10 protein-coding genes are annotated in these 13,251 nt (G+C 72.6%); 8 read left to right on the forward strand and 2 right to left on the reverse strand.

Annotation, left to right across the window (positions count from 1 at the left end; genetic code table 11):
* Nucleotides 1–113: 113 nt before the first annotated feature.
* The 4 genes from OHS18_RS34900 to OHS18_RS34915 all read left to right on the forward strand — a co-directional run bounded on the left by OHS18_RS34900 (nt 114) and on the right by OHS18_RS34915 (nt 4,666).
* Nucleotides 114–1,616 carry a cell division protein PerM gene (locus tag OHS18_RS34900; RefSeq protein WP_442875302.1) on the forward strand — a complete coding sequence of 501 codons (1,503 nt, stop codon included), beginning with the start codon at nt 114–116 and terminating at the stop codon, nt 1,614–1,616.
* A 79-nt stretch (nt 1,617–1,695) separates the two neighbouring features.
* Entirely contained in the window at nt 1,696–2,313 is a 618-nt protein-coding gene (purN, locus tag OHS18_RS34905) for a phosphoribosylglycinamide formyltransferase (RefSeq protein ID WP_328445346.1), read from the forward strand.
* The gene (gene purH, locus OHS18_RS34910; RefSeq protein ID WP_328613658.1) at nt 2,303–3,874 is read left to right on the forward strand and encodes a bifunctional phosphoribosylaminoimidazolecarboxamide formyltransferase/IMP cyclohydrolase; all 1,572 of its coding nucleotides are present in this window, start codon (nt 2,303–2,305) and stop codon (nt 3,872–3,874) included. The genes purN and purH overlap by 11 nt, the downstream gene beginning before the upstream one ends.
* Nucleotides 3,875–3,901: 27 nt before the next feature.
* On the forward strand, nt 3,902–4,666 hold the full coding sequence (locus OHS18_RS34915) for a hypothetical protein (RefSeq protein WP_328613659.1): 765 nt from the start codon (nt 3,902–3,904) through the stop codon (nt 4,664–4,666).
* Nucleotides 4,667–4,673: 7 nt separating this feature from the next.
* Here OHS18_RS34915 and OHS18_RS34920 read toward each other — a convergent pair whose 3' ends face one another.
* Both OHS18_RS34920 and OHS18_RS34925 read right to left on the reverse strand, forming a co-directional pair.
* Nucleotides 4,674–5,426, reverse strand: a complete 753-nt coding sequence (locus OHS18_RS34920) for a hypothetical protein (protein ID WP_328445340.1) — start codon at nt 5,424–5,426, stop codon at nt 4,674–4,676.
* Nucleotides 5,427–5,471: 45 nt separating this feature from the next.
* Entirely contained in the window at nt 5,472–5,996 is a 525-nt protein-coding gene (locus tag OHS18_RS34925; protein ID WP_328613660.1) for a GNAT family N-acetyltransferase, read from the reverse strand.
* Nucleotides 5,997–6,621: 625 nt separating this feature from the next.
* Between OHS18_RS34925 and OHS18_RS34930 the strand changes: the two genes are divergently transcribed.
* The 4 genes from OHS18_RS34930 (at nt 6,622) to OHS18_RS34945 (ending at nt 13,251) form a co-directional block, all read left to right on the forward strand.
* Complete coding sequence (locus OHS18_RS34930; RefSeq protein ID WP_328613661.1) at nt 6,622–7,332, forward strand: hypothetical protein; 711 nt, start codon at nt 6,622–6,624, stop codon at nt 7,330–7,332.
* 394 nt (nt 7,333–7,726) lie between these two features.
* Nucleotides 7,727–9,292, forward strand: coding sequence for a DNA polymerase Y family protein (locus tag OHS18_RS34935; protein WP_328618629.1), 1,566 nt, complete (start codon nt 7,727–7,729; stop codon nt 9,290–9,292).
* Between the two features lie 2 nt (nt 9,293–9,294).
* Nucleotides 9,295–9,930 (forward strand): hypothetical protein, encoded by a 636-nt coding sequence (locus OHS18_RS34940; RefSeq protein WP_328613662.1) that lies wholly within the window; start codon nt 9,295–9,297, stop codon nt 9,928–9,930.
* Nucleotides 9,931–13,251 (forward strand): error-prone DNA polymerase, encoded by a 3,321-nt coding sequence (locus tag OHS18_RS34945; RefSeq protein WP_328613663.1) that lies wholly within the window; start codon nt 9,931–9,933, stop codon nt 13,249–13,251.

Raw genomic sequence — 13,251 nt, forward strand, 5'->3', positions numbered from 1 at the left:
CCGTGTCACAGCGGGTGTTTTGCACCCGGGGGTTACCCGACCGGGTGGGTTAGTTTCGCCACGCAGGCCGGAGGCGGCGTGGCTCACCCGTCCGGACCAGCCCGGATGTCAGGGTGCGGATCATGGACCTGCTCACCCGCGACCCCCGCGAAGAGCCGGTGAGCGACTTCGAAGCCGACGTCGTACCCACCGGTGCGGCGCGGGTGCGGGTGTTGCTCGCGGCCGCGCTCGGCCCGCTGGTCACCGGCTACGCCGTCGTCGCCACCGTGCTGACCCTGGTCACGCTCACCGCCGAGCGCACCGTCTTCTCCGGCTTCGGCGTGCTGCTGGCCGCCGCGCCCGGCTGGCTCGCCGCGCACCAGGTGCGCCTCGGCATCGGCGGGCACCCGCTCGGCCTGCTGCCGCTGCTGCCGACCCTCGGCGCGGTCGCGCTGGCCGCGCGGACGGCGTCCGGCGCCGCCCAGCGGCTGGGCTGCCGCTCGCCGCGTGAGGCGCTGCCGGTGTTCGTCACGATCACCGGCGCGCACGCGGTGTTCGGGCTCGTCATCGCGGTCTGCGCGCAGGGCTCGCCGGTGACGGCGAACCCGCTGGTCGCCTGCGCCGTGCCCGGGCTGCTCGCCGCCGCGGCCTCGGCCGTGGGCATCGCCGCGTCCTGCGGGCTGCCGGACTTCGTCGCCGAGCGCCTCGACCCGATGGCGCTGCGCGGGATCCGGGCCGGCGCGCTGGGCCTCGCGCTGCTGCTGGCCTGCGGGGCCGCGGTCTTCACCGTCGCGACCGCGGCGTCCTGGTCGACCGTGGCCGACATGTACGAGCCCGGCCTCGGCAACAGCTTCGGGCTCTTCCTGCTTTCCGCGCTGTACCTGCCCAACGCCGTGACGGCGTCGCTCTCGTTCGTCACCGGCCCCGGGTTTTCGATCGGCCCTCTGAACGTCGGGATGTTCGGCTACCGCGGCGGCACCGTCCCCGGCGTCCCGATCCTCGGCGGGCTGCCCGAGCACGCGAGTGCCTGGTGGCCGGCTCTGCTGGTGCTGCCGGCCGCGACCGGGGTGCTGGTCGGCTGGTCGCTGCGCAAGGTCGACGCCGACCCGGCCCAGCGCATCCGCACGGTCGCGGTCGCCGGCGCGGTGGTCGCGCTCGGCTGCGTCCTGCTGGGCACGTTGTCCGGCGGCCGGCTCGGCGACGGCCCGTTCGACCCGGTGAATGTGCCGGTCGGGGTCGCCTCGGTGGTCGCGTTCTGCTGGATCGTCATCCCGGGCGCCTTCACGGCGTTCTTCGCGGGCGAGCACGAGCCGCCCGCGCCGCCGGAAGCCCTCGAAGACAACGAAGCGTTCGAGGACGCCGAAGACGTCGACGCCGACGAAGCAGCCGAAGCGCTCGAAGACTTCGAAGACGTCGAAGAGTCCGAAGAGGACGAAGAAGGTCCGGACGAGGAAGACGCCGAGTTCGAAGCCGAGGCGGACGCCGAACTCGGCTTGGACGAAGCGGCGCTTTCACGTGAAAGTGACGCCTCCGAGGACCCGTCGCTTTCCCGGGAAAGTGCCGCCGAGCACGACGAGGCTGTGACCGGAGGCACCGAGACCTGCGGCGACGTCGAGCCGGGCGAGGCCGACCGTTAGGGTTGAGACGACCTGGTGAAGCGCCGTGCGCCCTGGCTGCGCACCGCTCGGCGGCAAGGAGCCTGCTCTGTCTCAACGGTTGGAGCTGCCCACTCCGGTGAAGCTCGTCGTGCTCGCGTCGGGCTCCGGCACCCTCCTGCAGGCGCTGCTGGACGCCACCGGCCGGTCGGGTTTCCCGGCCAAGGTCGTCGCCGTCGGCGCCGACCGCACCGGCATCGAGGCCCTGACCCGCGCGGAACGCCTGAGCATCCCGGCGTTCACCGTCCGCGTGGCCGACCACCCCGACCGCGCCGCCTGGGACAAGGCGCTGGCCGAGGCCGTCGCGGCCTACCAGCCCGACCTGGTCGTCTCGGCCGGGTTCATGAAGATCCTCGGCGAGGAGTTCCTCGGCCGGTTCACGGTGCTCAACACGCACCCGGCGCTGCTGCCGTCGTTCCCCGGGATGCACGCGGTGCGCGACGCGCTCGCCGCCGGCGTGAAGGTCACCGGCTCGACCGTGCACTTCGCGGACGCCGGCGTCGACACCGGGCCGATCATCGCCCAGGAGGCGGTCGTCGTGGACAACGACGACGACGAAGACGTCCTGCACGAACGGATCAAGGCCGTCGAACGCAGGCTGCTGGTGGAAACGATCGAGCGACTCGGCCGCGGTGGCTGCACCGTGGACGGACGAAAGGTGACATTTCGTGAGCACTGACCTGGGACGGCGTCCGGTCCGCCGGGCGCTGATCGGCGTCTCGGACAAGGCCGGCCTCCTGGACCTCGCGGCCGGCCTGCACGCGGCCGGCGTCGAGATCGTGTCCACCGGCGGCACGGCGAAGGCCATCGCCGACGCGGGTGTCCCGGTCACGCCGGTCGAGCAGGTCACCGGGTTCCCGGAGTCGCTGGACGGCCGCGTCAAGACGCTGCACCCGAACGTGCACGCCGGGCTGCTCGCCGACCAGGGCAACCCCGGCCACGTCGAGCAGCTGAGCACGCTCGGGATCGCGGCGTTCGACCTGCTGGTCGTCAACCTGTACCCGTTCACCCAGACCGTCGCGTCCGGCGCGAGCCCAGAGGACTGCGTCGAGAACATCGACATCGGCGGCCCGGCGATGGTCCGCGCGGCGGCGAAGAACCACGGCAGCGTCGCGGTCGTCGTCGACCCCGCCCGCTACGGCTGGGTGCTCGAGCGCGTCGCCGACGGCGGGTTCGAGTTCGCCGACCGCAAGCGGCTCGCGGCCCAGGCGTACGCGCACACGGCGGCCTACGACACGGCCGTCGCGTCGTGGTTCGCCAACGTCTACGCCCCCGATGAGGACAGTGTCGACTCCGGCTTCCCGGACTTCACCGGCGCCACCTGGGAGCGCGCCGACGTCCTGCGCTACGGCGAGAACCCGCACCAGAAGGCCGCGCTGTACAAGAGCCAGGCCCCGGGCCTGGCGCACGCCGAGCAGCTGCACGGCAAGGCCATGTCCTACAACAACTTCGTCGACACCGACGCCGCCCGGCGCGCCGCGTTCGACTTCGCCGAGCCCGCCGTCGCGATCATCAAGCACGCCAACCCGTGCGGCATCGCGGTCGGTACCGACATCGCCGAGGCGCATCGCAAGGCGCACGCCTGCGACCCGGTTTCGGCGTACGGCGGTGTCATCGCGACGAACCGGCCGGTCAGCCGCGAGGCCGCCGAGCAGATCGCCGACGTCTTCACCGAGGTCGTGCTCGCGCCGGACTTCGACGCCGAGGCGCTGGAGATCCTGCAGCGCAAGAAGAACATCCGGCTGCTCAAGCTGCCGGCGATCGACCGGCCGTCGCCGATCGAGTTCCGCCCGATCTCCGGCGGCGTGCTGGTGCAGACCGTCGACGCGATCGACGCGCCGGGCGACGACCCGGCGTCGTGGACGCTGGCCACCGGCACCGCGGCCGACGAGCAGACCCTGCGCGACCTCGAGTTCGCGTGGCGCTCGCTGCGCGCGGTGAAGTCGAACGCGATCCTGCTGGCCGCCGACGGCGCGACCGTCGGCGTCGGCATGGGCCAGGTCAACCGGGTCGACTCGTCGCGGCTGGCCGTCTCGCGCGCGGGTGATCGCGCCAAGGGCTCGGTCGGCGCGTCGGACGCGTTCTTCCCGTTCCCGGACGGCCTGGAAGTGCTGGTCGAGGCGGGCGTCCGCGCTATCGTGCAGCCCGGCGGTTCGGTCCGCGACCCCGAGGTGATCGCGGCCGCGGAGAAGGCGGGCGTCACGATGTACCTGACGGGGACGCGGCACTTCGCGCACTGACCCGCGCGCTTCGAGAGGGAGGGCTCGATGCAGCAACCACCGCAGTACGGTCGAGGTCAGCAGGGGTACCCGGGTCATCAGCAGCAGCCCGGGTACCCACCGCAGCCGGGTTACCCCCAGCAGCCCGGTTATCCGCCGCAGCAGGGATATCCGCCGCCCGGGTACGACGGTCCGGTGCCGCCGCCCAAGAAAAAGAAGACCGGGCTGATCCTCGGCATCGTCGGCGGTGTCGTCGTGCTGCTCGGTGCCGGCATCCCGCTCGGCATCTTCGCGGGCGACTACTACGCGAGCACCGGCGCGGACCCGGTGTCGTCGCCGGTGCCCACCGAGTGCCAGATCCCCGCGCCGGCACTGGAAAAAGCCGGCTTCCCGAGCTTCGTCAGCGGCAACCCCGGCGCCGCCGCGGCCGTGCCGGGCCTGAAGCAGATCGGTTGCGGCTTCAAGCCGGGGCCGGACGAGAACGTCCGTGACGCCACGCTGAACATCCGGGTCGTCGAGTACTCCGGCGAAGGCGCGCAGCAGCAGGCGAAGAACAACTTCATGCCGACCAAGCCGGAGGTGCCGCCGATCGAGGTGCGCGGCCTCGGTGACAAAGCGGCGCTGGTCCGCCTGATCACCCAGAGCGCGTTCAGCGGCGCCGAACTGCACGTGCTCAAGGGGACGAGCGTCTTCACGGTCGAGGTGTCCGGCTGGGACAAGGGGTTCTTCTCGAACTCGCCGATTCCCCAGCAGGAAGCCGACGACGCGGTGAAGACCGTCGGCGCCGAGGTCGTCAAGAAACTGCCGCGCTAGGAGCGGCTCACGAGGGTGCCGGCAGCGCCTTGCACAGCGCTGCCGGGAACTTCGGGTCGGCCGCCCGGATCTCCGCGCAGCCCGCGGACTTCGCCTGCGCGAACGCCGTCCAGCCGGCGTCGCTCCAGCGGAAGGCCGTGCGGGACGGCGGGTCGGTCTGGTGCGTCAGCAGGTCGAGGACCAGCCAGTTCGAGTCGCAGGCGCGGGTGGCGCCGCTGCTCTCGGCGCCCGTCGCGGACACCGCCGCGCCGATCCAGGCGGGGTCGCAGTGGTCGGCCGGTGGGGCGCAGGTGCCCTGCGGGGCGCAGTGGCCCCAGCCGGCGCCGAGCTTGTGCCAGGCGTTGCCGTTGTCGGCGTTGAAGATCACCGTCCGGTCCGCGATCGGCCCGGTCGTGGCCAGCCGCAGCTCGGCGGGCACCTTGTCCTCGCAGCCGCCCGCCGCGGGCCGCGTCGAGTAGACGACGTCCGCGCGGATGTCGGTCTTGGCCTCGGTGACCTGCTCGATCCGCGGCTCCCGGACACAGCCGGGGTCCGGGCCGGGCAGCGCGACCTGGACGAACAGGCTGAACGGGTCGGGACCGGGACGGATGCCGGTGACGTCGGCGCGGAACGAGCGCCACTCCGGGCCGATGGTCGTCGGCCCGGGAGCCGCGGCCTTCGCGCCGGGCAGGCCGCTGCCGCCGGACGCGAGCACGACGGCCAGCACCACGCCCGCCACGACCAGCACCCCGGCCGCCCACAGGATCGGTCTCTTCGCCATCGCCACCCCCGGAAGTCACCGGGGAATCTAGCCGACCCCGCAGCGTCAGACGGGTGGACCGGGCTTTTCGCGCTCTGTGACGTTCTCCGGGACGTTCTCTGGGCCGGTCTCTGGGACGTTCTTTTCGAGATGGACGGCACCCCGGATGTGGCCCGGTGCGCCCGGGGCGTCGGTGAGCCGGTAGCCGGCCCGCTCGTACATCCGGATGTTCCGGGCGCTGCGGGCCCCGGTGAACAGGACGAACGTGCGCACGTGCGCGGGCGCCTGCGCCTCGGCGTGTTCGAGCAGCCGCCGGCCCAGCCCGCGGCCGGCGAGGTCGGGCGCGACCATCAGCCGGCCGAGCTCCCAGCGGTCGCCGTCGAGCCGGGCGCGGACCGCGCCGACCAGGCGGTGGCCGTCCCGCAGCGTCCACACCGACCACTTCTTCGTCCAGTCCCGCAGGTCTTCGAGGGTCTCGTGCAGCGCGGGGATGTCGAGGGTGTCGTTGAGGATCGCCTCCTGGACCCAGCAGCAGCGCTGCAGGACCAGCAGTTCGGGGCCGTCGTCGGACCGGGCTTCGGTGATGTCCACGGCGGTCTGTCTATGACGCGGCCCGGCCGCGGGCAACTTCATTACGGCGGCGGGGTGACTTCCGGCCCGTTCGACGTCGTCGGCCCGGCGCCCGGCGCCGTGGGAATCGCCGGTCGCGCCGCGCGACCGGCCGCGCACCCCGCGGGCGGTGCACGGCTTCGCCGTCACCCTGACCGGCAGGTCCTGGTGCGTCCGCGCGAATCGGGCCAGTGCCTCTTCGACGCCTTGCGCGAGGAGCAGCTCGTAGCCGGCCACCCTCGTGCGCCGAGCCTGGTCCGGACAGTTCCTCCGGGTGCCGATCCTGCCGGTGTCATGCGTGGCCGCTCCCGAACAAGGCGGCTCTGACCTGCGGCAACGGGTGACCGAGCAGCTTGTGGCGATCGGTGGCAGGTGTTTACGGCCCTGCTCGACCGGGTCGCCGCGGGCGGCTGGTGTTCCCGTCGTCGTACCCCACTTGTGGGTGACTTGACAGTGTCGGCCGTTCGCGGTTGACTGAATGCATCGAACAGGTGTTCGATGATGGTAATGGATCCGCCGCCTTCCCCGCGGCGTGCCAGTGCCGCCGGTCGTGTTTTGGGAGAGGCGCGGCCGTCGTCGCTGGTCCGTTGGTGGGGAGGTGCGTGCGGTGACCGCTGTGGTGGAGCCGCCGGTGGCCCGGCTGGCGGCCCTGCCCGGGGTCAGCACGGCGAGCCGGGTCGCGGCCCAGGCCGGCCAGGCGCGGGCGACGGGAAGGGTGCTCCCGGTCGTCCCGGCGCTGGCCGGGTTGCTGCCCGACGCCGGCCTCCGGCGCGGAACCACCGTGGCGATCCACGGGGCGAGTTCACTGCTCCTCGCCCTGCTGGCCGAAGCCACCGCCGCCGGGTCGTGGGCGGCGGTGGTCGGCCTGCCGTCACTGGGCCTCGCGGCGGCGGCCGAGTACGGCGTGGACCTCGCCCGGCTGGCGCTGGTCCCGCGTCCGGGCGCGGAACTGCCGGCGGTGGTGGCGGCCCTGCTCGACGGCGTCGACCTGGTGGTCGCCTCGACGTCGACGATCCAGCCGTCCGTGGCGCGGCGGCTGTCGGCGCGGGCCCGCCACCGCGGCGCGGTCCTGCTGGCGTTCGGTGCCTGGCCGGCCGCGGACGTCGAGCTGTCGTGCCGCCTGGACGCCTGGTCAGGCCTCGAGGACGGCTACGGCCACCTCCGCGAACGCCGTGCGCTGATCCGTTCCCGCGGCCGCGGCGCGGCGGCCCGCCCGGTCTCGGCGCACGTCCACCTCCCCGCCCCCACCGGCTCGCTCCGCGCTGCCGCCGCACCCCGTCTCGCCCCGGTCTCCCCGCTGCGCGAGGAGACCGCATGACCCAGTCCACAGTGGACGTTCGCCCGGCCGTCCCCGCCAAGCACCACCCACCCAACCCCGCAAGCCAACCCGTCAACTCCGCAATCCGACCCTCCAGGTACGCGAGCCGACCTTGCGGGTACGCGAGCCGGCCGTTGGCATGCGTGAGGCGGCCGTCCACCTCCGCGTCTTGCCCCGGCGGGCACGTGTGTCGACCCTTCAATCACGCGAGTCGACTCCTCAATCACCCGTGTCGACCTGCCAACCACGTGGCGGGCGGGCTCGTCCGCGCGTCGAGGCTCTGTCGAGACCGGCACGGCCGGGGCAGCGTCACGAGCGGCGACATCGACGGCCCGCTGCGGGAGGGCACATGACCGTCCCCAGTCAACGCGGCTCCTCCGCTCTCCCCACCCGGATGCTCGTCCTCTGGTGCCCCGACTGGCCCGCTGTCGCCGGGGCGGCTGTTGGTGGGGTTGCCGTTACCCGGGCCGCTGCCGTCTTCAATGCCAACCGGGTTGTCGCCTGTAACGCCGTCGCGCGGCGGGATGGGGTGCGGCGGGGGATGCGGCGGCGGGAGGCGCAGTCGCGGTGTCCGGACCTGGCCGTCTTCGGGGCCGATGACGGGCGTGACGCTCGGCTGTTCGAGGCCGTCGCGCGGGCGGTCGAGGCGCTGGTGGTCGGGGTGGAGGTGGTGCGGCCCGGGCTGGTCGCCGTGCCGGTTGCCGGGGCCGCGGGGTACTTCGGGGGTGAACACGCGCTCGTCGAACGGCTTGTCGACGAGGTGTCGGCCGCCGCGGGGGTCGAGTGTCAGGTCGGCGTGGCCGAAGGGCTCTTCGCCGCGACGCTCGCCGCTCGGCGAAGTGAGTTCGTCGAGCCCGGGCAGGTCGCCGAGTTCCTCGCTCCGCTGCCCGTCACGGAGCTCGACCAGCCGGACGCCGACCGCGCGGAGCTCGTGGACCTGTTGCGACGGCTCGGGTTGCGGACGCTCGGCGCCTTCGCGGCCCTGCCCGAGCGCGACGTCGTCAACCGCTTCGGTGCCGACGGGCTGCTCGCGCACCGGCTGGCGCGGGGGCGCTCGGAACGTCCGCCGCTGCGGCGGCGTCCACCGCCGGAACTGACGCTCACCGAGGAGTTCGACCCCGTCATCGAGCGCGTGGACGTCGCGGCGTTCCTCGCCAAAGGCCTCGCGACGCGGTTCTGCGCCGGGCTGGCGGGCCACGGCCTGGCCTGCACCCGGCTCGGGATCCACGCGGTCACCGAAGACGGCGAACAGCTCGGCCGGGTGTGGCGCTGCGCGGAACCGCTGACGCCCGCGGGGGTCGCCGATCGTGTGCGCTGGCAGTTCGAGGGCTGGCTGCGGGCCGCGCCCGGGCACCGTCCGAGGTCCGGCGTGGTGCGGCTGCGGCTGGAACCGGAGGAGACCGTCGAAGGGCGGTCGCTGCAGCTCGAACTGGGCGGCGAAGGCGGCCTGGAGGAGGACAACGAACGCGCGGCGCGGGCGTTCGTGCGGGTCCAGGGCCTGCTCGGCCCCGAAGGCGTGCTCACCCCGCTGCTCGACGGCGGCCGCGACCCGGCGGCCCGGATCCGGCTCGTGCCCTGGGGCGACCCGCGCGAGCGGACGACACCGGCGGAGGCCACCTGGCCGGGACGCCTCCCCGCGCCTTCCCCGGCGACGGTCCTCGACCGGCCGGTCCCCGCCCAGGTCTTCGACGCCGAAGGCCGGGCCGTCGGGATCACCGCCCGCGAGTGGGTCACGGCGGCCCCGCGCCGGCTGAGCGTCACCGGTGGCGCGCAGCGAGACGTCGTGGGCTGGGCCGGCCCGTGGCCGCTCGCGGGCAACCGACGGCAGCCGGGGCCCCAGCGTGCCCGGCTCCAGCTGCTCCTCGCGAGCGACGGTCCGGACGAGCCACCCGAAGCGGTGCTGGTGCACTGCGCGGGCACCGAGAATCCTTTGTGGACGGTTGAGGGAGTGTACGACTGAGCATGGACGAGGACTACGCACGCCTGCTGCGCGACTGGCTACGCGCCACCCCGGGGGCGCCGCGGCCCCGCGGAGAATCCGACGACGTGGAGATCCCGGCACCCCGGCTGTCCGACGAGAACCGCCGCCGGAGCAACGCCGGGGACCGGACCGCGCCCGCGGACGGAGGTGACTCGGGGCCGCCGCGGGAACCGGCACGCCGCACGACAGCCGAAGACCGAGGTGGTCTGGCGCTGCCTCGCGATCCGGAGGACCTGGGGGAGACCGAAGAGCGAACCGATCAGGAGAGCCGGACCGCGGCCGAGGAGCGGAGCCGCTGGAACCACCCGGCCAACTGGCACCGTCGGAAAGCGGCGGAGCGAGCGGAGATCGGCGACCGCGTGGCCGAGCCCGCGGAGCCGCGTTGGCCGCTGCGCGATCCCGACGACCAGGCCGAGCCGCCGAGCCGCCGGCGTCCGCTCGACGAGCAGAGGCCGTGGCGAGAACTCGACGACGCCATCGAGCGAAGCCGCCGTCAAGAGCTCGAGGCGGCCCGCGAACGCTGCCGTCGCAACCATCCGTCGAATTGGAACCGCGACAACCGGAACAACGACAACCGGAACAACGACAACGACGATCCCGGGAACCGGAGCCGCTAGATGGGCTGGAACAACCCGCCCGTCCCCTGGAAGGACCTCGCGAGGCGGCTGGACGGCATGCCCGGCGACCACGGGGACAGCCCCGCCTGGAGCCGGCACCGTGAGGGCTACCAGCGCCCGGACGACCTGCCCGGGCGCGGTACCGACGACGGCGGGGAGACCGTCCGGGTGCCCTACGCCGAGCTGCACTGCCACTCCAACTTCAGCTTTCTCGACGGCGCCAGCCATCCCGAGGAGCTGGTCGAAGAGGCCGCGCGGCTGAACCTCGACGCCATCGCCCTCACCGATCACGACGGGATGTACGGCGTCGTGCGCTTTGCCGAGGCCGCGCGGGAACTCGGCGTGAACACGGTCTTCGGGACCGAGTTGAGCTTCGGGCTCCAGGGCCCGCAGAACGGCGTCGCCGATCCCGAAGGCGAGCACCTCCTGCTGCTGGCGCGCGGCGACCAGGGTTACCGGGCCCTCTGCCGTGCCATCACCGCCGGGCAGCTGGCCGGGTTCGACGGCGCCGGTGACAAGGCCGAGAAGGGCAGGCCCCGCTACGACCTCGGTGCGGTCGCCGAGGAGGTCGCCGGGCAGTGCGTGGTGCTGACGGGCTGCCGCAAGGGCGCGGTGCGCTCGGCCCTCGTCACGCACGGCCCGGCGGCCGCCGCGGAGAAGCTCAAAGACCTCGTCGAGCGATTCGGCCGCGACAACGTCTACGTCGAGCTGACCGATCACCGCCAGCCGCTCGACAGCACGCACAACGACCTGCTCGCCAAGATGGCCGACGACCTGGGCCTGCCGACCGTCGCCACCACCGCCGCGCACTACGCCCGGCCGGAGCGGGCCCGGCTGGCCGACGCGCTCGCCGCGATCCGGGCCCGGCGGGCGATCGACGACCTCGAAGGCTGGCTGCCCGCGGCCGGCGCCGCCTTCCTCCGCTCGGGCGCGGAGATGGACGTGATGTTCCGGCGTTATCCCGGCGCGGTACGGCGTTCGGCGTTGCTGGGCATCGAATGCGCGTTCCCGCTCAAGCTCATCGCGCCGAAGCTGCCGCCCTTCGACGTGCCCGAGGGCCACACCGAGACGACCTACCTGCGGGAGCTCACCGAAGAGGGCGCCAAGAAACACTTCGGTGGCAAGGACCACGAAGAAAAAGCCCGGGAACAGATCAAGCACGAACTCGCCATCATCGAAGAGCTCGGTTTCCCCGGCTACTTCCTGATCGTCTGGGACATCGTGCGGTTCTGCAATCAGCACGACATCCTCTGCCAGGGCCGGGGCTCGGCCGCGAACTCGGCCGTCTGTTACGCGCTCGGCATCACCAAGGTCGACTCCGTCGCCTACGAGCTGCTCTTCGAACGCTTCCTCGCCCCGGACCGCGACGGCTATCCGGACATCGACCTCGACATCGAGTCCGACCGCCGCGAGGAGGCCATCCAGTACGTCTTCGCGAAACACGGGCGGCTCAACACCGCCCAGGTGGCGAACGTGATCACCTACCGCGCCCGGTCCGCGGTCCGCGACGCCGCACGGGCGCTCGGGTACTCGCCGGGCCAGCAGGACGCCTGGAGCAAGCAGATCGACCGCTGGGGCTCGTTGCGCGACACCGAAAAGGACCACGACCACGACATCCCGGACGAGGTCGTGCAGCTCGCGTTCGCGCTCGAGGACTTCCCGCGCCACCTCGGCATCCACTCCGGCGGGATGGTCATGTGCCAGGAGCCGGTCAGCCAGGTCGTGCCGGTCGAGTGGGCGCGGATGGCCGACCGAAGCGTGATCCAGTGGGAGAAGGAGGACTGCGCCGCCGCCGGCCTGGTGAAGTTCGACCTGCTCGGCCTCGGCATGCTCTCGGCGCTGCACTACATGCTCGACCTCGTCGAGGAGTACAAGGACGAGAAGATCGACCTCGCCGAGCTGGACCTCGCCGACCAGAACGTCTACGAGATGCTGGGCCGCGCCGACGCGGTCGGCGTCTTCCAGGTGGAGAGCCGGGCGCAGCTCGCGACGCTGCCGCGCCTGAAGCCCGACGAGTTCTACGACCTCGCCGTCGAGGTGGCGCTGATCCGCCCCGGCCCGATCCAGGGCGGTTCGGTGCACCCCTACATCCGCCGCAAGCAGAAGAAGGAAACCTGGACCTACGACCATCCGCTGCTGGAAAAGGCCCTGCACAAGACCAAGGGTGTGCCGCTGTTCCAGGAGCAGATGATGCAGATCGCGCTGGACGTCGCGAACTTCACCGCGGCGGAGGCCGACCAGCTGCGGCACGCGATGGGGTCGAAACGCTCCGAGCGGAAGATGGACCAGCTGCGGCAGCGGTTCATCGAGGGCGCCGCCACGAACGGCGTTGAAGAAGAGCTCGCGAAGAAGATCTTCCTGAAGCTCAAGGCGTTCGCGAACTTCGGCTTCCCCGAGAGCCACGCGCTGAGTTTCGCGCACCTGGTGTTCTCCAGCGCCTACTTCAAGCTCTACCACCCGGACGCGTTCCTGGCGGGCCTGCTGCGCGCGCAGCCGATGGGCTTCTACTCACCGCAGTCGCTGGTCGCCGACGCGCGCCGCCACGGCGTCACCGTGCACGGCCCCGACATCAACCGCAGCCTGCCGCACGCGACGCTGGAAGTGTTGCCGGACAAGGGAAAGCTGCACGCCGTGCGCACCGGTCTGGGCACGATCCGGTTGATCGGCGAGGAGCTGGCGAAGAAGATCGTGGCCGAGCGCGCGAAGGGCGACTTCACCGACATGGCCGACGTCGCCCGCCGCGTCCGGCTCAGCACGCCGCAGATCGAGGCGCTGGCCACGGCGGGAGCGTTCGAGAGCTTCGGCGGCGACCGCCGGCAGGCGTTGTGGACGGCCGGCGCGGTCGCCGGGGAACGCGCGGAAAAGCTGCCGGGCCTGATCAGCGCGCAGGCGCCGACGCTGCCCGGGATGGACGGCCTCGACGTCGCGGCCGCGGACGTCTGGGCGACCGGCGTCTCGCCGGGCAGCTACCCGACCGAGTTCATCCGCGACCGCCTCGACGCGCTCGGCGTCGTCCCGGCCGGCCGCCTGGCCGACCACGACGACGGCGCGCGCGTGCTCATCGGCGGCGCGGTCACCCACCGGCAGCGTCCGGCGACGGCGGGCGGGATCACGTTCCTCAACATCGAGGACGAGACGGGGATGGTCAACGTGATCTGCACGCTCGGCCTGTGGCAGCGCTACCACCGCGTCGCGCGCGGCAGCTCGGCGTTGCTGATCCGCGGCGTCGTCGAGAAGGCCGACGGCGTGGTCAGCGTCCTCGCCGATCGGGTCGAGGCGCTGCCGATGCGGATCAAGGCGAAGTCGCGCGACTTCCAGTGA

It is taken from the genome of Amycolatopsis sp. NBC_00355 (genome assembly GCF_036104975.1).
Taxonomy (GTDB): domain Bacteria; phylum Actinomycetota; class Actinomycetes; order Mycobacteriales; family Pseudonocardiaceae; genus Amycolatopsis.